Source organism: Sphingobium sp. MI1205 (genome assembly GCF_001563285.1).
Taxonomy (GTDB): Bacteria; Pseudomonadota; Alphaproteobacteria; order Sphingomonadales; family Sphingomonadaceae; genus Sphingobium.
Genome location: NZ_CP005188.1, coordinates 767,882 through 784,720, shown reverse-complemented (window position 1 = coordinate 784,720; position 16,839 = coordinate 767,882). Strand labels below are relative to the sequence as shown.

The following is a 16,839-nucleotide window of genomic DNA, read 5'->3' as shown; positions in this document are numbered from 1 at the left end:
CTCGCGAAGTTGCGTATCGTGGTGCAGGCGTTAAGGAAATCGCATGAACGCCCCTGCCCATCCCAGCCATCCGCTGAGCTTCGGGAATTTCCGGGCCTATCTTCTGGGACGGCTCGCCAGCGTACTGGCGCAATATGGCATGATGATCGTGCTGGGGTGGCAAGCCTACAATATCGCCCGCGACAGCATGAGCCCATCGGGTGCCGCCGCGCAGCTAGGCATGATAGGGCTGGCGCAGTTCGTTCCCCTCTTCTTTCTCACCCCCGTCACGGGCTGGATCGCCGACCATTTCGACCGCCGGATGATCGTGCGCCTGACGCTCGCAATGTTGACGATCGCATCAGGGCTGCTGGCCTTTGCGACTTACGAGGGTTGGGTCAGCCTTCCACTACTCTTCGGCATCGCGGCGATCGTCGGGATCGCGCGCGCGTTCAACGGGCCAGCATACAGCGCGCTCGCGCCGAACCTGGTGCCCCGCGACGTGTTGCCCAGCGCTATCGCCATGTCGAGCGTCGCGTGGCAGGCCGGGATGATCATCGGTCCCGCCTTGGGAGGATATGTTTTCGCAATGACCTCGTGGGGCGCCTATGCAATGGCATCGGCGCTGTTCGCTGTGGCCTTCGCGGGCATGTGGATGATTGGCCCAGTGCCGCAGCCACCGCGCGACACAAGCCGCCATCCCATTCGCCAAATGGTCGATGGCCTGACCTATGTTCGATCCAACCGCCTCGTTCTGTCCACCATCACATTGGATCTGTTCGCAGTGCTGCTCGCAGGCGCGACGGCGTTGCTGCCGGTCTATGCGCGCGACATACTGAAGGTCGGATCGACGGGATTGGGGCATCTTGCCGCATCGCCCGCCATTGGCGCAGGGATCGTCGCCCTGTTCTTCTCCTTCCGGCCGATGAAATCGGAGGTGGGCTTGAAGATGCTGGCGGCAGTCGTGATCTTCGGCCTTGCAACCATATTGTTTGGCTCCACCGCATTCATGCCCCGAAACATCGCTGTCGAGGTTGGCATCGGCGCACTGCTGCTGCTCGGCGCGGCGGACATGGTATCGGTCTATGTGCGCCAATCCCTGATCCAGCTTCATACGCCGGACGCCATGCGCGGCCGGGTATCGAGCCTGTCGCAACTCACCATCTCGGCTTCAAACGAGTTGGGAGAGGCGGAATCGGGTTTTCTCGCCGCGCTCGTCGGCCCAGTTGCCGCAGTGATCGGCGGCGGAATAGGTGCTATCGTCATCACCTTCATATGGGCGCGGCTCTTTCCCGAACTGCGTCTTGCACGTACCTTTGACCGACCCGACTTGAGGGAGGCGGAAATCAGCCAGGAGAAGGCCCCATGAAAGCTGCCAATATTCTCGAAACCATCGGCAACACGCCGCATATTCGCGTAAGCCGCCTGTTCGCGGACGCGCCAGCGGGTTCCGAAATATGGATCAAGTCGGAACGCGCCAATCCGGGCGGATCTATCAAGGACCGTATCGCGCTGGCGATGATCGAGGCGGCAGAGGCCTCTGGTGATCTGCAACCCGGTGGAACGATCATAGAGCCCACATCGGGCAATACCGGTGTCGGCCTGGCGATGGTCGCGGCGGTCAAGGGTTACAAGCTGATTCTGGTCATGCCGGAAAGCATGTCGCTCGAGCGCCGCCGGCTGATGCTGGCCTATGGCGCAAGCTTTGACCTCACCCCCCGTGAGAAAGGCATGAAGGGCGCGATCGAGCGGGCGCTGGAGTTGATCGAACAGACGCCGGGATCATGGATGCCACAGCAGTTTGAAAATGCGGCCAATATCGATGTGCATGTCCGCACGACCGCGCAGGAGATCGCGACCGACTTCGCCGACAGCCCGCTCGACGCCCTCATCACCGGAGTGGGTACAGGCGGTCACATCACCGGCGTCGCCGAGGTTCTGAAGAAGCTTTGGCCGGAGCTGAAAGTCTATGCGGTCGAACCCACCCTCTCCCCCGTCATCAGCGGCGGCCAGCCCGGCCCACATCCGATCCAGGGAATCGGCGCTGGCTTCATCCCGGCTAACCTGCACACGCAACTGCTGGATGGCGTGATCCAGGTCGATCCGGCCGATGCAAAGGAATATGCCCGCCGCGCCGCGCGCGAGGAGGGGATGCTGGTGGGTATATCTTCGGGCGCCACGCTGGCCGCGATCGCCCAGAAGCTGAAGGAGCTTCCCGAAGGCAGCCGCGTTCTGGGCTTCAACTATGACACTGGCGAACGCTATCTTTCGGTGCCCGATTTCCTGCCCGAATAAGCCCGATCGGGCACAGGGATGACCAGCGCGTCCTCAAGGAACCGGCCGCATCCAGTGATGTGGCCGATCTGGTTGCTGCTGTTCGCCGGCTTGCCTGCGCTGGTAGCAGGGTGGGAGGCGCGCGCGCCGGTGGCGGAAGCCGCGCGGTCGGCACTGGCGCAGCATGCGCGGTTCAAGCGGCCCACGACCGCCACGCCGATAGTGCAGCCGTTGGAGCTTTACGCGCTGGATCGTGATCAGGCGCAGGCCTTCAATATAGCGGTGCCCTTTTCGCGCCTGCCAAATCCATCGGCCCGCCCCTTCGTCTTTACAGGGTCCGAAGCTGACCTCGCGCGGGCAACCGACTGTCTGGCGGCGGCGCAGCTTTATGAAGCGGGCGACGACGCGATTGGCGAGCAAGCGGTGGCGCAGGTGGTGCTCAACCGGCTGAGGCACCCGGCCTTCCCGAAAACAGTGTGCGGCGTGGTCTTTCAGGGGCAGGAACGATCGACAGGCTGTCAATTCACCTTCACCTGCGACGGGGCGCTGGCGCGGACGCCGGGCCAGGCGGCATGGGATCGGGCACGACAGATCGCGAAGGCAGCGCTCACCGGCAAGGTGTTCAAGCCCGTGGGATATGCCACCCACTATCATACCGACTGGGTGGTGCCCTATTGGAGCGGGAGCCTGGACAAGATCGCGGCAGTGGGGACCCATCTCTTCTTCCGCTGGCGTGGATGGTGGGGCACGCCGCCCGCCTTTCGCCTGGCTCGCGAAAGCGTGGAGCCGGTAATCCCCCGGATCGCCAGACTGTCAGCGGCGCATCAGCATGGGGGCAGCGGACTATCCGGCGCACCCCTGCCAGGCGGCGAAACGCTGGCTGCTTTGACGGCGAGGCCGCAGGAGGTGATCGGGGCGGAATCCTTGGGACGGATGATGGCCGGGGTCCGGCTGATCGCGATTGCGCCGGGGGCGAAAAGCTTTCTTGTCGAATTGAGCAAGACGGCAACGCCCGACAGCTGGCCGGTTCTGGCGCAGACATTCTGCGCGGGGCGGCCGGAATGCAGGATCATGGGCTGGCGCGCGGGGAGCGCGCCGGGTGGCTTTCCGTTGTCTGGGGATCAGATGGAAAGCATGAGCTTTGCCTATATCCATAACGCGGCGACGGGGTTGCAGCGGGCGTTGTGGAATTGCGGGCAAAACCCACGGGAAAACAAGGGCGAGTGCATGCGGCAACGGGTACCGACGGTGCAGGTGGAGGTACCGCCGCCGCTGGCGGGAGTGCGGCGGAAAGAGCGGTTTGAGACGGTGACGATCGTGCCGCCGGTGGGGGAAAGTCGTGAATGAAATAGTGAGAAAAACGCGTTTTTTATAATTGGACCATTTTCCTATTACCATTATATTTCAATATCTTGAATGGCTTACAAGGTGCCGTGCTGGAAAATCCAGGCAGGAGTGGACCTTGGCGGTTTCGCCTTGGGTGGGGAGGTAGACGGCGGCGATGGTGGCGGCGGGCAGGCGCAGATCGGGAAGCACCGGCTGCAACCGTCCGGCAGCGATGGCCTCCACCACTTCCCATGATGATTTGATCGCGATACCCGCCCCGTCCAGCACCCATGCACGGGCGAGTTCGCCGTCATTGGGGGGTGAGCGTCACGCGCGGCGGCCCCGCCCCCGCGATCGAGCGCCAGATTTCCTGCTGCACAGGGCCGACAACAACATTGTCGTGAACGGCAAGGTCGCTGACACAGGCGGGCACGCCGCGCCGTTGGAGATAGGCAGGCGAGGCGCAGAGCATGCGCAGATTGTCCGTCAGCCGCTTCATCTTCAGGATAGAGATCGGGCGGCGGATCGAAATAAATGGCTATGTCGTGCCGGTTTCGACGATGTTCGGCGCCTGTTCGACGGTTTCGAGATGGACCGCGACGTCGGGGTGGAGCATCCCATAATGGCAGAACAGCGGCGCAAGGCGGGTGCCCCGACATTGATGGTCAGCGGTGGCGGGCTTCATGTTCCTGGCGGTTTTGCAGATCAACGACGATCTGGTGGATCCCTTCCCCAACAGCATCCGGACGCTAATTTACAAAATAGTTTTAACCTAAAATCTATCGCGCGCAATAATTGAAATTACGGCGACTGTTGAAGCTGTGGCCTCAAGGCAAAGCGCCGCTAGCTTCTTTGTCGCGGTCCGGCGATGTTGCAGGTTTAGCGCTAAAGCGAGAGATGCCCGGTGGTGCGCCCGGACCTCCTTGTAGCTATCGCCGGGGAATACGTGCGCCACATATGATTCAAGCATTCTGTTAGCATCCGTTTTGCTCGCGGTCACGCCATCCAGCGTTTGATGAGTTTGTGGATCAAACACGGCTTGTCCCAAGGAAATGATGATCTCCCGGCATAATAGCCCTATCGTTTGAAAGTCCTCTTCCACCGCAGCAAGTTCATATTGCGCGCGCGCCTTTTCTAACGCTCTGTCTACCCTTTCCCACCCGGTAGGCTGACGCTTCACGCCATGCGACGTCGGTCGGTTCGCCATTGCTTCAATAGATGGAGCAAAGAGGGCACGAACATACTGGCGGCGGTCCGCATAGGTTCCCAAATTTGCCTTCCAGTGATGGTACCAGGCCCATAGGTCAGTATGTTCATTTGCATACGAGGCTTCGGCAGGTAGATCGCGACGAAGTCGAACTTGGCGCGCGATGTAGTAGTCATTGACCTCTTGGATTTGCGTGCCTCCGGTGGCGACATCGATCATCATCTCTCGATGAATTATCAATTCCGCCAGCAGCGCTACTGCGCCTTCGACCGTCGTCCCCAGCGGAGTGACGGTTATATCGTCGGCACCCGAAGCAAACGGGTTAGTGGCGGCTATGGCTTGCGCAATCCGCTTACGATCATGCGGCGGTAATCGCTGCAAAGCTTCATCAACTGGCGAAGGAGCTTCTACAGCAGCTATCTCTACGGCTTCTTCGAAAAATGCGCGGTGGACAGTGCCCATGCGGGCTTCAACTTTTGAAACGGCAATTAACGCTGCCAAATCATATCGAAGGAGTATCTCAAGAAATTGCGCAGCATCATCAACGGTAGCGGCCATGCTTCAGCATCGAACAAGAGGGGAAGGGATGCAATCGGAAACCAACCTTCAGCTGGCAGCCGATCCGAAATCATCCGTATCCGATACGCTCATGCGGGGCGGTCGAATGTGGGCCGACTCATTGTCGAAAACGTTCTTCCCGATGCCATTATTCTAAAACAAAAAAGGGGCCGCCGGGCAGGCGACCCCTTCTATCCTCTCCGCGAAAGCGGTCGGATTTGTTTTAGTCGGCTTTCGACTGGAGGTTGACGGCGGCGTATTTGCCGCGGCGATCGACTTCCAGTTCGAAGTCCAGGCGGTCGCCTTCGTTGAGGGCGGACATGCCTGCGCGTTCCACGGCGCTGATGTGGACGAACGCGTCGGGCTGGCCGTCGTCGCGCTGGATGAAGCCGAAGCCCTTCATGGCGTTGAAGAACTTGACGGTGCCGCTGGCGCGTTCACCGGTCAGCTGACGCTGCGGGCCGCCGCTGCGTTCGCCGCCGCCGAAGCCGCCGCGTTCGGCGCCGAAGCCGCCTGCACGGGGTTCGCGGGGAGCGCGTTCCTGGACGGGAAGCGGTTCGCCTTCAATCTTGAGGTCGGTCGCCGAGATCTTGCCGCCACGGTCCACCAGGGTGAAGCCGAGCTGCTGACCTTCGGCAAGGCCGGTCAGGCCCGCCTGCTCAACGGCGCTGATGTGGACGAAAACGTCCTCTGCGCCATCGTCACGGACGATGAAGCCGAAGCCCTTTTGCCCGTTGAAGAATTTGACTACGCCAGTGCCTTCACCAACGACCTGCGCGGGCATGCCGCCGCCGCCGCCACGGCCGCCGCCGAAACCACCGCCGCCGCCGAAGCCGCCACCGCCGCCGCTGCGGAAACCGCCGCCACCGCCGCCGCCACCGCCGAAGCCGCCGCGGTCACCACCGCCGAAACCTCCACGATCGCCGCCGAAGCCACCACGATCACCGCCAAAACCGCCACCGAAACCGCCGCGATCACCGCCATAAAAATTATCGTCGCCGAAACTGTCGCGCTTGTCCTTGCCGCGCCCGCCGCGGCGACCTCTATCAAAACTCATGCCCTGTTGGTCACTTTCGCTTCGCCCTTACGATACCGGATAAACATGCCGGGCGAAGACATGCAGAATCCACCGCAACACATGCGGTTTGGGAATCACTATATCAGTTTTTCAGGGCAGCGCGAATGATTTTAGCCCGAATGCCGCCACATTTGCGGGAATCGGGCTGGGACGAGGCTTTTGAGCCGGGCCAAAAGCGTCGATTGAGTTACGCCCACTTTCGCCATAGAGGGGGTGGATGAGCGTATATTTTCATGAAGAGGACCTGCCCGCAGACGTCCTCGCCCCCGGCGTAATCGCCGTCGATACCGAAACCATGGGCCTGATCACGCCGCGCGACCGGCTGTGCGTGGTGCAGATCAGCGACGGCAGGGGCGACGAGCATCTGGTGCGCTTTGGTCCCGAAAGCGACTATGCCGCGCCCAACCTGCGCGCAGTGCTGGCCGATCCGGCGCGGTTGAAGCTGTATCATTTCGGGCGTTTCGACATTGCGGCGATCAAACATTATCTGGGCGTGGTGGCGGCCCCGGTCTATTGCACCAAGATCGCGTCGCGCCTGATCCGCACCTATACCGACCGGCATGGGCTGAAAGAACTGGTGCGCGAACTGCTGGGCCAGGAAATCAGCAAGCAGCAGCAGTCGAGCGACTGGGGTTCGCCCATTTTGTCGGACGCGCAGAAGGAATATGCAGCGTCCGACGTCCGCTACCTGCATGCGTTGAAGGCCGAGTTGGACAAAAGGCTGGTGCGCGAAGGCCGGATGGAACTGGCGCAGGCCTGTTTCGATTTTCTCCCCCACCGGGCCGAACTGGACCTGGCGGGCTGGCCGGAGATCGACATCTTCGCGCATATGTGAGGACGAGAAACGTTATCCCATGTCCATCCAGGCCGAACAGCAACGTCACGCAAGGCGCCATTGGGCGCAGCCGGGCGGCCGCCATGACAGGCTGGTCGCGCGGCTGAAAAACTGGCTGCCCGTTTCGGTGGGCGTGCTGGCGGCGCTGTTGGTGACCGCGCCCTTTACCGGCGGGGACAAGGTGAGCTTCGTCCTCGACAAGAACAAGGTCGAAGTGGCGAAGGAACGGATGCGCGTGTCCGAAGCGCTGTATCGCGGCGAGGATGGCAAGGGGCAGCCCTTTTCCCTGCGCGCCGGATCGGCGGTGCAGAAAAGCTCGCGCGAGCCGATCGTGGACCTCAACGACATGTCGGCGCGGATATTGCTGCGCGAAGGGCCGGCGGTGCTGACCGCGCGGCAGGGACGCTATGACATGGACAGCGAGCGGGTGGCGGTGGACGGGCCGGTGCAGTTCGAAGCGGCGGGCGGATACCGGCTGACCACGCGGGACGTTGGCATTGACCTGAAAACCCGGCGCATGCGCAGCGACGGACGCGTTGACGGGCGGATCCCCATCGGCACGTTCAGCGGCGACCATCTGGAAGCGGACCTGAACGCGCGCACGGTGACGTTGAACGGCAGGGCAAGCTTGCGCATCGAGCAAAATGCCATCAAAGGGCAGAGGTGATGAAAAGATCGCTGATCCTGCTGACTACCGGCGCGCTGGGCGCGGCCCTGGCCTATGCTGGCGCGGGCGCGCAGGTACTGAAAAACCATGACAGCAACGCGCCGGTGAACTTCAACGCCGACCGGATCGAAGTGCAGGACCGCGCCGACCGCGTCGTCGTGTCGGGCAATGTCGAAGTGACGCAGGCGGGCATGAAACTGAATGCCGCGCGCATGACCGTCGCCTATCGCAACGGCACTGGCGATAACGGGGTCGAGATCGACCGGATCGACGCTTCGGGCAATGTCGTGGTGACCAAGGGCAGCGAGACGGCGCGCGGCAATGTGGCGATATACGACCTTAACCGCCGCCTGATCACCATGCTGGGCAATGTGTCGCTGACGCAGGGCAGCAACCGGCTGACCGGCGGGCGGCTGGTGATAGACCTGACCAGCGGACGATCGACCGTCGATGGTCGCGCGTCGGGCGGAACATCGGGCGGATCGGGCGGTCGCGTGTCGGGCACGTTCACGGTGCCGCAGCGCAGCAACTGACACCCGTTTCGCAGGCGACGAGGCGAGTATTTTCCTGCGGCAGAAGGGCCACTGTCAGCAGACGAATCATGGCATTTTCATGGCAAGGTGATAGACTGATTATCAGCGGGGTCGTCTCTCGATTCTGCGAGGTCCATCATGTCACGGTTGCGGATGGCGGCGGTTGCCGCCTGTTGTTTCGTTGCACTCCCATCAGTCCAGGCCGGGGCCTCGGAAGCGAAGCAGTGCTGGCATTCCTATGAAGTCGAAGCCGCCAAGGTGCGGGATCTGCATGTCATGCTGATGCTGGGGGCGCTCCGCTGCAAGGCGGCGAACAAGGATATCATGGGCAAATATGAAGCATTCACCGCCAGCAAGAGCGGGCTGCTGAACAGCTACAACAATGTGCTCAAGACCCGGTTCGTGCGCGTGAACGGCATCAACGATGCGCAGCGCGCCTATGAAGCATTCAACACAAGGCTGGGCAACAGCCATTCGGGCCTGGTGCAGGCGGCAAGCTATTGCGACATGACCGATACGCTACTGACCCTCGCGGCGAGCGCGAACGACCGCGAACTGCCGCAACTGGCGACCAACTTTTCGGAAAGCGCGCTGGGCATCGACACGCTGTGCGAGTCCGCGGCGGTGGCGGTAACGGCTCCAGCGACAGCGGAACCGGCTGCGCCGCATGAGGCGATTACTGCGGCGACCGTGGCTGTCGCCAAGCCAGAGGGAGCAGCTGCGGAGCCGGTGTCGGCGGCGGCGGCGCTGGAGGCGGCGGCGGTCGCGCTGCAGAACGCCGCAGCGAGCCTGAAGGCGCAGTCCGCGGCTCCGGAGGCCGCGACAGAATCGACGGGCAAGCCCGTGACGGCTGCGCCGGAGGCCAGTCCGGCAGTGCTGCAACCGGTGGCGGTAAAGGCAGCGCCTGCGGGATGAGATGGGGAGGGCATCCCTTATCGGGACCTTATGGCCGCTGATCCCACGAACGGAGGCTGACGGCTCCATTGCCTTCCACGGCAAGTTCGCCAAAGGCGCCTGTGCGCAACTTCAGCGAGGCGGGGGACAGGCCGAGGGCGAGCAGCGCGAAGCGGGCAGCGCCATTGCTCGTGACGAGAAGGTCCGCACCCTCCCCTCCTCTGGCGAACCAATTTTTCCAGGCGGCAATGCGGCTTTCTGCGTCAACCGTCCAGCCAGCGGGCGCGATGCCGTGCGCATCCCAGTCGTGGATCGCCTGCGCACCGATGCGGGCGATCACTTCGGCTTCGGGACGGCCTTCGTCGGGTCCATGGTCGATCTCGTTGAGCCAGGGAAGCGTGCCATCGGGGGCATAGCCGATGGCGGCCCCGATCCGCGCGGCGGTTTCTGTCGCGCGTTGCAAGGGGCTGCTGAAAAGATGGCGAACCGGAAAGTCCTGGGCAGCGAACCATTGACCGAGGCGGTCAGCCTGCACGTGCCCGCTGGCCACCAGCGGCAGATCAGTGCCCGCGCCAATGCGGCAGGCCGCCGCGCTGCTTTCGAAGGTGTTGCCGTGGCGGATGATGAAGATGCGGCGCATGGGGATGGTTTACAGCGTTTCGGCCGGTCTGAAAGCGACCAATTACGGACCTTATTCCCCCTTCCGCTGGCGGGTGGGGAATGAGTGACCCGTTACGGCGGCGTGGGGTCGCCATGGGCAGCGATCAGGGATTCGACGCGCTGGATGTCGGCTTCGGTATCTATTCCCGAGCTGTCGAACAGTGGCGGATCGATGGCGACGGTCGTGACGGGGATGCCGAGTTCGATGAGGCGCAGCTGCTCCAGCCCTTCGAGATTTTCCAGAGCGGTGGGCGGCGCCTGCTCAAAGCGCTTGAGGGCGTCGAGCGTATAGCCATAGAGGCCGACATGCCGCCAGACGGGAGACAGGAGCTGGCTGGCGCGGAGGGCCTCTTCATTGCGGATGGCGGGGATTATGTTTTTCGAGAACCAGAGGGCGCGTCCATCGGGCGCGCGGGCGCAGGTCGTGCCGCTGAACGGAGATCGACGCTTGTGATCGCGCAATGCGTCGAGTGCGGGCCAATCGAGCGCAATGACGGGGGTCGCGACTTGCGCGCCCGATTTCAGCGCGGCGATGACGGCGCGCAGCGCGCCGTGCGGCTGGAAGGGCGAATCCCCTTGCAGGTTGACGACGAAGCGTGGCGGCGCGGGGCGTTTCAGCGCGGCGGCCAGCGCGCGGCCTGAGCCTGTCGCGATCGCGCTGTCGGTCATGATCGCATCGCAACCGACGGCGCGGGCATGATCGGCGATTTCCCGGTCATCGGTCGCGACGACCAGATCAGTATCGACGAGGCCAGCAACAGCGGCGCGGGCCATGGCGATGGTCCGGTGCAGCAACGTGCGCCCGGCGATCAGGCGCAGGGGCTTGCGCGGCAAACGGGATGAGCCCGCGCGCGCCGGAATGACGATGATGCTGTTCAGGCGACCCCGGCGTGCAGCAGGTCGTGCATATGGACCGCCCCCATCAACCGCCCGCCTTCGCAGACGAACAGCAGGGTGATGTTATGCATGTGCATCAGGCGCAGCGCTTCGGATGCCAATTCGTCGGGGCCTACCGAAAGCGGCGGCACCGTCATGAACCGGCCAACCGCCTCGGTCAGTTGCTGCGTGCCCGTGACCGTGCGGCGCAGGTCGCCATCGGTGAAAGCGCCGATCAGCTCGCCGCCCTGGTTGACCACCGCCGTACCGCCCAGGCGCCCGCGCGTCATTTCAATGGTCGCATCGAGCAGCGAGGCGTCTTCGCACACGCGCGGCACCGCCTCGCCAGCGGCCATCAGGTCGCGGACCTTCAGCAGTTGCGCGCCGAGGCGGCCATTGGGATGAAATTTGTGGAAGTCATCGGCCGAAAAGCCGCGCATTTCCATGAGCGCGATGGCGAGCGCGTCGCCGAACGCCATCTGCACCGTGGTCGAGGTAGTGGGAGCAAGCTCATTGGGGCAGGCTTCGCGGACGGCGGGCAGCAATATGCAGACATCCGACGCACTGGCTACCGTGCTTTCCGCGCGCGCCGTCAGGCCGAGCAGCGGAATGCCGAAGCGCTTGCAATATTGGATGATCGGGCCGAGTTCGCTGGACTCGCCCGAATGGGACAGCATCAGAACGATGTCGTCGGGCGTTACCATGCCAAGATCGCCATGCCCCGCGTCTGCCGGGTGCATGAACAGCGCCGGTGTCCCGGTGGATGTCAGCGTCGCCGTCATCTTGCGCGCGACGATGCCGCTCTTGCCCATGCCGGTGACGATCAGGCGACCGCGCACATTCATGATCATGCCGACCATGCGGAGAAATATCGCCGCAAAATCGCGATCGGCAAATTTCGCTTCGAGCGCGTTCAGCCCGTGAGACGCAACGGACAAGGTCCTGCAGGCCGTCTCCACGATGCGGCTGCCGGAATTGAATGGCACGATTTTCGATACTGTCGACACGCTTTTTCGCCCTTTTCTCCATGCTCTACCGCCGGGTTTCCCGTACGGTTGCACATGGCGGCGGGCGCCATGACTGGCGCACCGCATTATCCTCGATCAGCGACCTCCTTCGGCTACAAGCCGACCCCGGCCACGGAAATAGGACTGTTGCGGGAAGCTTGGCAATTCATTTTGCAAACGCGAATGAAAATTTGCGCGCCTTTATTGCCACATGGGGCGTAAATTATTGCCAGTTCATGACCTGCAGGAACTTATTCCACGCCAGCGCGTCGTGGCGCGGATTTACCTGACGGCTCAGCTTGCGTGATAGTCCCGATACCAGGACACGAAGCGCGGGACGCCGACTTCGATACCCGTGGTCGGAGCGAAACCGATGTCCTGGGCAATCGCGCTGATGTCCGCGAAAGTGGCGGGCACGTCGCCCGGCTGCATCGGCTGAAAATCGATTTCCGCCTTGCGCCCGATCGCCTGTTCCAGAACCGCAATCAGGTGCATCAGCTCTTCGGGACGATTGTTGCCGATATTGTAGAGCCGGTGCGGCGATCGGCTGCCGCCCGCCTTCAGCGCGCCGTCATCGGCAGGCGCGTGGTCAAGGCAGCCGATCACGCCGCTGACGATATCGTCGATATAGGTGAAGTCGCGCTGCATCCGGCCATGGTTGAACACCGGGATCGGATCCCCGGCGAGAATCTTCTTCGTAAAGATCCACATCGCCATGTCGGGACGGCCCCAGGGGCCATAGACGGTGAAGAAACGCAGGCCCGTCATGGGGATGCGGAATAGATGGGCGTAGGTCTCGCTCATCAGTTCGTCCGCGCGCTTCGTGGCGGCGTAGAGCGAAACGGGATGATCTGCGCGGTCCTCGACCCGGAAGGGCAGCACATCATTGCCGCCATAGACGGACGAAGAGGAGGCATAGACCAGATGCCGCACCCGCCGCTCCCGCGCCAGTTCCATCATATTGACATGGCCCGCCAGATTGGAGCGGACATAGGCCTGTGGATTGATCAGTGAATAGCGCACCCCGGCCTGCGCGCCGAGGTGGACGATCGCCTCCACCGTCTGCCCCGCAAGCCCGGCATTGAGCGCGTCCATGTCGGCGAAGTCGAGTTCCGCGAAGGTGAACAGCTTGCCATGGCGTTCATGCAGGGCGGCGATCCGGTCCCGTTTCAGCGAGACGGGGTAATAATCGTTCATATTGTCGATGCCGATCACTGCTCGCCCGGCGGCAAGCAGCCTGTCCGCCACGGACATGCCGATGAACCCGGCGGCCCCTGTAACAAGGATGGTCATGCAGCCATCGCCGCGCGGAACAGGATCTGGTCGATGGCCATGGGAATCTCTTTCAGCGGTGGTGCCTTAGCTCCCAACGTAAACAGACAATCCGACGCGCGATGTAAAGGGCTTTCCCCGAAAGAGGCACGCGCCTGTCCAAATGAGTCAGTTTAGTCTTTCCCTAATCATTGATGCTTATGCGCTGGGGCATGGACATGGCATCCCATCCCCTGGCCAGCGGCAGCCGCATCTATGGCCCGGCGCAACGTGTGCGCTGGACGGCGCTGGCGGCGCAGGCAGCGGAGGCCAACGCCTTTTATGCACCGGACATGCTGTGCGCGGCGCTGGACCATCTGGCGAGCGCGCCCGGCGTGCGGCTGGTCGAGGCGCAGGCGGGCGGCGAGCTGATCGGGCTGCTGCCGGTGGTGGTGAGTCCGCGCCATGGCCGGTTGCCGATCGCCAGCGTCGAAAACTGGATGCATGCGCATTGCTTTTTCGGCGCGCCGCTGATCCGGCGGGGGCAGGAGGTCGCGGCGTGGCGCGGGTTGCTGGCGCAGCTGGACGACGCGCATTGGGCGCCGGGATTTCTGTATCTGCAAGGGCTGGACGCGGCGGGCGCGAACGCAGCGGCGCTGGAGGCGCTGTGCGTCGAACAGGGGCGCGGGCGGCGCGAGGTGCATCGGCATGACCGCGCGATGCTGCGATCTGGACTGGACGCGGAAAGCTATTGGGAAACGCATGTCCGCGCGAAGAAGCGCAAGGAGATCAGGCGGCTGCAAAAGCGTCTGGCGGAGCTTGGCGTGGTCGAGCAGCGGCGGCTGGAGAAGCGGGCGGAACTGCCCCACTGGTGCGCCGATTTCCTGACGCTGGAGGCGGCCGGATGGAAGGGGCGCGAGGGCACGGCGCTGGCCTGTTCGCCGAGCGACGCCGCCTTTTTCCGGGCAGCCTGCGCGGCGGCGTTCGACGCGGGGCGACTGCATTTCCTGCGCATCGACCTGAACGGGCGGCCGATCGCGATGCTCGCGAATTTCCGCCATGGCGAAGGCGCATTTTCCTTCAAGATCGCCTTTGACGAGGAACTGGGGCGCTTTTCGCCCGGCGTGCTGGTCGAGCTGGCGAACCTGCATGCGGTGCAGGGTGACCCGGAGATTGCGTGGATGGATAGCTGCGCGGCGGCTGACCATCCGATGATCGACAGCCTGTGGGCCGAGCGGCGAACCATCGTTCAGTACCGCATCGCGCTGCGCGGACGGGGACTGGACCGGATGAGGCGCACTGCGGCCTTTGCGCTCGCCAATGGCGCGGAGACGCTCGCCAGCCGATTGAAAGGACAATCATGACCGCGCATTCGCCGATTGCGGCGCAAGTCTTTCCCCAAGAGGCACGGCAGCGCTTTGCCGCGATATATCCGGACGAGGCGGCCAAGCTGACGCACGGGCTGACCGGGCACCCGCTGCTGGCGATCGAGGCGCTTGCCGGACTGGCGGAGCGGATGCCCGCGGCGTCGGTCGAATATAATCTGGGCGCACTGCCGCTGGGCGTGCGGCCGGAGGATACGCCATCCAACGGGCTGTCGCTGGGCGATACGATCCGCACGATCGAAACAAATGGCAGTTGGGCGGTGCTGAAGAATGTCGAGCGGGACGCGGCCTATAGCGCGCTGTTGAACGGTGCGCTGGCAGAACTCGCGCCGCTGGTCGAAGCGCGCACCGGGCCGATGCTGAACCGGGAGGCGTTCATTTTCCTGTCCTCGCCCCGCAGCGTCACGCCATTCCACATGGACCCGGAGCATAATATCCTGCTCCAGATCATGGGCGAGAAGGTGATGACCGTCTTTCCCGCAGGCGACGAGGAACTGGTGCCAGCCGTCCAGAGCGAGGCTTTTCATGCGGGCGGGCATCGCAATCTTGTGTGGCAGGATGGGTTTCGCGCACGCGGGACGGCGGTGACGCTGGCGCCCGGCGATGCGATCCATGTGCCGGTCAAGGCGCCGCATTTCGTGGAAAATGGCGCAGGCGTGTCGATCAGCCTGTCGGTGACATGGCGGTCGGAGCGGAGCGTAGCGGAGAGCGAACTGCACGGGCTGAATGCGCTGCTGCGGCGGCGGGGATTGCCGACCGGGCGGATCGGCGCGCGGCCGGAGCGGCAGGGCGTGCGGCGGCTGGCCTATCGGATCATGCGGAAGCTGGGCGTTTAAGCACCCGGCGGAGCAATGCTTCGGCCTCCAGACGCGGGCTGAAGCGTTCAAGCTGCCACCATTCCAGCGCTTCTTCACGGGTGGCGAGGCTTTGCTTGTAGCGATCCTTGCCCGCCAGCAGGGAATAGAGCGAAAGGCCGCGTCCGGCATAATAATCGACGGCGGCGGCGTGGCAGAGCAGGCCGGGCTTGTCCTTCGCGGTGCGGGAGGCGGCGAAGGCGGACTGATAATTCATCGCCTGTCCGCGATACAGGAAATTGACGAGCAGGCCGACTAACCCGCCTGCATCCGTGAAGCGGAGCAATTCGACTTCGCCGGTCGTGCGGCCTCGTTCGACCAGCGTCGCCAGAAAGCGGCGGAAGGCGGGATCGGCCCAAGCATTGTCGGCGTGACGGCCTTCATTCAGAACGCGCATCTCGTCCAGCCAGCTTTCGGCCTCCGCCGCGCCTTGGGCTGTCGTAATGCCGGGCAGGCCGCCATGATCCTTGATCGCGCGGCGAATCTGGCTGCGTGTGTTGGCACTGAGCAGCGAGAGATAGTCGCCGCCAGCCGCGCGCACGGCGTCGAGATCGACCTGATAGACCGGCGAACGATCAAGGCTTGTGGCGCGGCGCAAGGACAGGTCGAGCAAGGGCGACCCCGGCGCGATGCCGCTGAGCCGCAGCGCACGCCAGTCCGCGCGACGCAGGAGGGCAGCGTGAAAGGCGTGGGCAGCGTCCCCTTCCCTGCCGCGCGCCGTGAGCAGGCCATTATATTCGACGAAGGGACGGTCGACGGCGGGATCACCGGACTGATTGAGGAAGAGCGTCGCGCAGCGGCCAAGCAGGCGGGGCTGCATCGAATGCCCCAGCAGAGCCAGCGCGATGTCCCTTCCCGCTTCATCCGTGACGGTGAGCAGGTCGGGGCGGACGGCGTAGCTGGCCAGCCAACTGCCGGTCCAGGTCCACCCCAGGAAGAAGGATGCGTCCGAAGCCTGCTCCAGCGCCTGCCAGCGGGGCGCGAGATCGGCTGGATCGGACAGGCGGGAAAAGTGGGCGTTGAGGGCCATCGCCGCCCCTTGTGGCAGAGCCGCCGGGGCGGTCAAGCCATGGCGATGACGGACGGTATCAAAGGCAACGCCGCTTTTCGGGATCGATCGATCCGTCGCGCCGCACACCCGCTCGCGCAAGGTCGCGGCCCATGCGGCCAGTGATAAAACGGAACCACATGCGGAAGTCGGCGCGAATCGACCAGAGTGGATGACGGAAGGTAGCGGGCCGGTTCCGCTCGATCAGGCCATGACCGATCCACGCAAAGGCATAGCCGGCAATCGGAAGGGCGGGAAGAATCCACCATTGGCCGGTCACGGGTAATGCCGCCAGCAGGATGACGACCGTGCTGGTTCCCGCATAATGCAATGCCCGCGTGGCGGGACGCGCATGTTCCTGAAGATAATAGGGCCAGAATTCGCTGAACGCGGCAATGTCGCTCATT

The 16,839-nt window shown here is 63.5% G+C and carries 20 protein-coding genes; 9 read left to right on the top strand and 11 right to left on the bottom strand.

All coding sequences use genetic code 11. From position 1 onward, the window contains the following. Nucleotides 1–43: 43 nt before the first annotated feature. The 3 genes from K663_RS03785 to K663_RS03775 are packed head-to-tail and all read left to right on the top strand — an operon-like array spanning nucleotide 44 to nucleotide 3,600. Nucleotides 44–1,348, top strand: coding sequence for an MFS transporter (locus K663_RS03785; protein ID WP_062114274.1), 1,305 nt, complete (start codon nucleotides 44–46; stop codon nucleotides 1,346–1,348). Further along, on the top strand, nucleotides 1,345–2,274 hold the full coding sequence (cysK, locus tag K663_RS03780; protein WP_062114271.1) for a cysteine synthase A: 930 nt from the start codon (nucleotides 1,345–1,347) through the stop codon (nucleotides 2,272–2,274). Before K663_RS03785 ends, cysK begins: the two co-directional genes overlap by 4 nt. A gap of 57 nt (nucleotides 2,275–2,331) precedes the next feature. Continuing rightward, nucleotides 2,332–3,600 (top strand): cell wall hydrolase, encoded by a 1,269-nt coding sequence (locus tag K663_RS03775; protein ID WP_443018998.1) that lies wholly within the window; start codon nucleotides 2,332–2,334, stop codon nucleotides 3,598–3,600. Between the two features lie 57 nt (nucleotides 3,601–3,657). Here the strand turns inward: K663_RS03775 and K663_RS24815 are convergent, their stop codons facing one another. The 5 genes from K663_RS24815 to K663_RS25120 all read right to left on the bottom strand — a co-directional run bounded on the left by K663_RS24815 (nucleotide 3,658) and on the right by K663_RS25120 (nucleotide 6,401). Continuing rightward, nucleotides 3,658–3,867, bottom strand: a complete 210-nt coding sequence (locus K663_RS24815) for a hypothetical protein (protein WP_235589509.1) — start codon at nucleotides 3,865–3,867, stop codon at nucleotides 3,658–3,660. Between the two features lie 22 nt (nucleotides 3,868–3,889). Further along, nucleotides 3,890–4,078 (bottom strand): hypothetical protein, encoded by a 189-nt coding sequence (locus K663_RS24810; protein WP_062114265.1) that lies wholly within the window; start codon nucleotides 4,076–4,078, stop codon nucleotides 3,890–3,892. 39 nt (nucleotides 4,079–4,117) lie between these two features. Then, complete coding sequence (locus tag K663_RS24805) at nucleotides 4,118–4,264, bottom strand: hypothetical protein (RefSeq protein WP_235589508.1); 147 nt, start codon at nucleotides 4,262–4,264, stop codon at nucleotides 4,118–4,120. Between the two features lie 87 nt (nucleotides 4,265–4,351). Then, nucleotides 4,352–5,344 carry a hypothetical protein gene (locus tag K663_RS03765; RefSeq protein ID WP_145902227.1) on the bottom strand — a complete coding sequence of 331 codons (993 nt, stop codon included), beginning with the start codon at nucleotides 5,342–5,344 and terminating at the stop codon, nucleotides 4,352–4,354. A 223-nt stretch (nucleotides 5,345–5,567) separates the two neighbouring features. Beyond that, a complete protein-coding gene (locus K663_RS25120) occupies nucleotides 5,568–6,401 on the bottom strand; it encodes a cold-shock protein (protein WP_062114260.1) in 834 nt (277 codons plus the stop codon). 238 nt (nucleotides 6,402–6,639) lie between these two features. Between K663_RS25120 and K663_RS03755 the strand changes: the two genes are divergently transcribed. From K663_RS03755 to K663_RS03740, 4 genes are all read left to right on the top strand, one after another. Next, on the top strand, nucleotides 6,640–7,257 hold the full coding sequence (locus tag K663_RS03755; RefSeq protein WP_062114258.1) for a ribonuclease D: 618 nt from the start codon (nucleotides 6,640–6,642) through the stop codon (nucleotides 7,255–7,257). Nucleotides 7,258–7,276: 19 nt separating this feature from the next. Then, nucleotides 7,277–7,924: an LPS export ABC transporter periplasmic protein LptC gene (gene lptC / locus K663_RS03750; protein ID WP_062114256.1), complete on the top strand. Its 648-nt coding sequence runs from the start codon at nucleotides 7,277–7,279 to the stop codon at nucleotides 7,922–7,924. After that, complete coding sequence (locus K663_RS03745) at nucleotides 7,924–8,457, top strand: LptA/OstA family protein (RefSeq protein WP_062114254.1); 534 nt, start codon at nucleotides 7,924–7,926, stop codon at nucleotides 8,455–8,457. The genes lptC and K663_RS03745 overlap by 1 nt, the downstream gene beginning before the upstream one ends. A gap of 138 nt (nucleotides 8,458–8,595) precedes the next feature. Beyond that, on the top strand, nucleotides 8,596–9,372 hold the full coding sequence (locus K663_RS03740; RefSeq protein WP_235589507.1) for a hypothetical protein: 777 nt from the start codon (nucleotides 8,596–8,598) through the stop codon (nucleotides 9,370–9,372). A 28-nt stretch (nucleotides 9,373–9,400) separates the two neighbouring features. On the opposite strand, the gene K663_RS03735 is transcribed toward K663_RS03740, so the two are convergent. The 4 genes from K663_RS03735 to K663_RS03720 all read right to left on the bottom strand — a co-directional run bounded on the left by K663_RS03735 (nucleotide 9,401) and on the right by K663_RS03720 (nucleotide 13,187). Further along, nucleotides 9,401–9,991 carry a histidine phosphatase family protein gene (locus K663_RS03735; RefSeq protein ID WP_062114252.1) on the bottom strand — a complete coding sequence of 197 codons (591 nt, stop codon included), beginning with the start codon at nucleotides 9,989–9,991 and terminating at the stop codon, nucleotides 9,401–9,403. A 92-nt stretch (nucleotides 9,992–10,083) separates the two neighbouring features. Then, nucleotides 10,084–10,845: a cytidylyltransferase domain-containing protein gene (locus K663_RS03730; RefSeq protein ID WP_443018990.1), complete on the bottom strand. Its 762-nt coding sequence runs from the start codon at nucleotides 10,843–10,845 to the stop codon at nucleotides 10,084–10,086. A 41-nt stretch (nucleotides 10,846–10,886) separates the two neighbouring features. Continuing rightward, entirely contained in the window at nucleotides 10,887–11,894 is a 1,008-nt protein-coding gene (locus K663_RS03725) for a KpsF/GutQ family sugar-phosphate isomerase (RefSeq protein ID WP_062114245.1), read from the bottom strand. Nucleotides 11,895–12,188: 294 nt separating this feature from the next. Then, nucleotides 12,189–13,187 (bottom strand): NAD-dependent epimerase/dehydratase family protein, encoded by a 999-nt coding sequence (locus K663_RS03720; RefSeq protein WP_062114242.1) that lies wholly within the window; start codon nucleotides 13,185–13,187, stop codon nucleotides 12,189–12,191. Nucleotides 13,188–13,378: 191 nt separating this feature from the next. On the opposite strand from K663_RS03720, the gene K663_RS03715 reads away from it, so the two are divergent. Further along, nucleotides 13,379–14,509: a GNAT family N-acetyltransferase gene (locus tag K663_RS03715; RefSeq protein ID WP_062120258.1), complete on the top strand. Its 1,131-nt coding sequence runs from the start codon at nucleotides 13,379–13,381 to the stop codon at nucleotides 14,507–14,509. Then, nucleotides 14,506–15,366 (top strand): cupin-like domain-containing protein, encoded by an 861-nt coding sequence (locus K663_RS03710; RefSeq protein WP_062114239.1) that lies wholly within the window; start codon nucleotides 14,506–14,508, stop codon nucleotides 15,364–15,366. The genes K663_RS03715 and K663_RS03710 overlap by 4 nt, the downstream gene beginning before the upstream one ends. Here the strand turns inward: K663_RS03710 and K663_RS03705 are convergent. Further along, a complete protein-coding gene (locus K663_RS03705; RefSeq protein WP_062114236.1) occupies nucleotides 15,344–16,414 on the bottom strand; it encodes a GNAT family N-acetyltransferase in 1,071 nt (356 codons plus the stop codon). The genes K663_RS03710 and K663_RS03705 overlap by 23 nt on opposite strands. Before the next feature lie 58 nt (nucleotides 16,415–16,472). Next, a complete protein-coding gene (locus K663_RS03700; RefSeq protein WP_062114233.1) occupies nucleotides 16,473–16,838 on the bottom strand; it encodes a DUF962 domain-containing protein in 366 nt (121 codons plus the stop codon). Nucleotide 16,839: the final 1 nt, after the last annotated feature.

Coding starts and splice junctions, on each gene's coding strand:
- K663_RS03785 (WP_062114274.1), top strand. CDS start 44: ATGAACGCCCCTGCCCATCCCAGCCATCCGCTGAGCTTCGGGAATTTC.
- cysK (WP_062114271.1), top strand. CDS start 1,345: ATGAAAGCTGCCAATATTCTCGAAACCATCGGCAACACGCCGCATATT.
- K663_RS03775 (WP_443018998.1), top strand. CDS start 2,332: ATGTGGCCGATCTGGTTGCTGCTGTTCGCCGGCTTGCCTGCGCTGGTA.
- K663_RS24810 (WP_062114265.1), bottom strand. CDS start 4,078: ATGAAGCGGCTGACGGACAATCTGCGCATGCTCTGCGCCTCGCCTGCC.
- K663_RS24805 (WP_235589508.1), bottom strand. CDS start 4,264: ATGAAGCCCGCCACCGCTGACCATCAATGTCGGGGCACCCGCCTTGCG.
- K663_RS03765 (WP_145902227.1), bottom strand. CDS start 5,344: ATGGCCGCTACCGTTGATGATGCTGCGCAATTTCTTGAGATACTCCTT.
- K663_RS25120 (WP_062114260.1), bottom strand. CDS start 6,401: ATGAGTTTTGATAGAGGTCGCCGCGGCGGGCGCGGCAAGGACAAGCGC.
- K663_RS03755 (WP_062114258.1), top strand. CDS start 6,640: ATGAGCGTATATTTTCATGAAGAGGACCTGCCCGCAGACGTCCTCGCC.
- lptC (WP_062114256.1), top strand. CDS start 7,277: ATGTCCATCCAGGCCGAACAGCAACGTCACGCAAGGCGCCATTGGGCG.
- K663_RS03745 (WP_062114254.1), top strand. CDS start 7,924: ATGAAAAGATCGCTGATCCTGCTGACTACCGGCGCGCTGGGCGCGGCC.
- K663_RS03740 (WP_235589507.1), top strand. CDS start 8,596: ATGTCACGGTTGCGGATGGCGGCGGTTGCCGCCTGTTGTTTCGTTGCA.
- K663_RS03735 (WP_062114252.1), bottom strand. CDS start 9,991: ATGCGCCGCATCTTCATCATCCGCCACGGCAACACCTTCGAAAGCAGC.
- K663_RS03720 (WP_062114242.1), bottom strand. CDS start 13,187: ATGACCATCCTTGTTACAGGGGCCGCCGGGTTCATCGGCATGTCCGTG.
- K663_RS03715 (WP_062120258.1), top strand. CDS start 13,379: ATGGACATGGCATCCCATCCCCTGGCCAGCGGCAGCCGCATCTATGGC.
- K663_RS03710 (WP_062114239.1), top strand. CDS start 14,506: ATGACCGCGCATTCGCCGATTGCGGCGCAAGTCTTTCCCCAAGAGGCA.
- K663_RS03705 (WP_062114236.1), bottom strand. CDS start 16,414: ATGGCCCTCAACGCCCACTTTTCCCGCCTGTCCGATCCAGCCGATCTC.
- K663_RS03700 (WP_062114233.1), bottom strand. CDS start 16,838: ATGAGCGACATTGCCGCGTTCAGCGAATTCTGGCCCTATTATCTTCAG.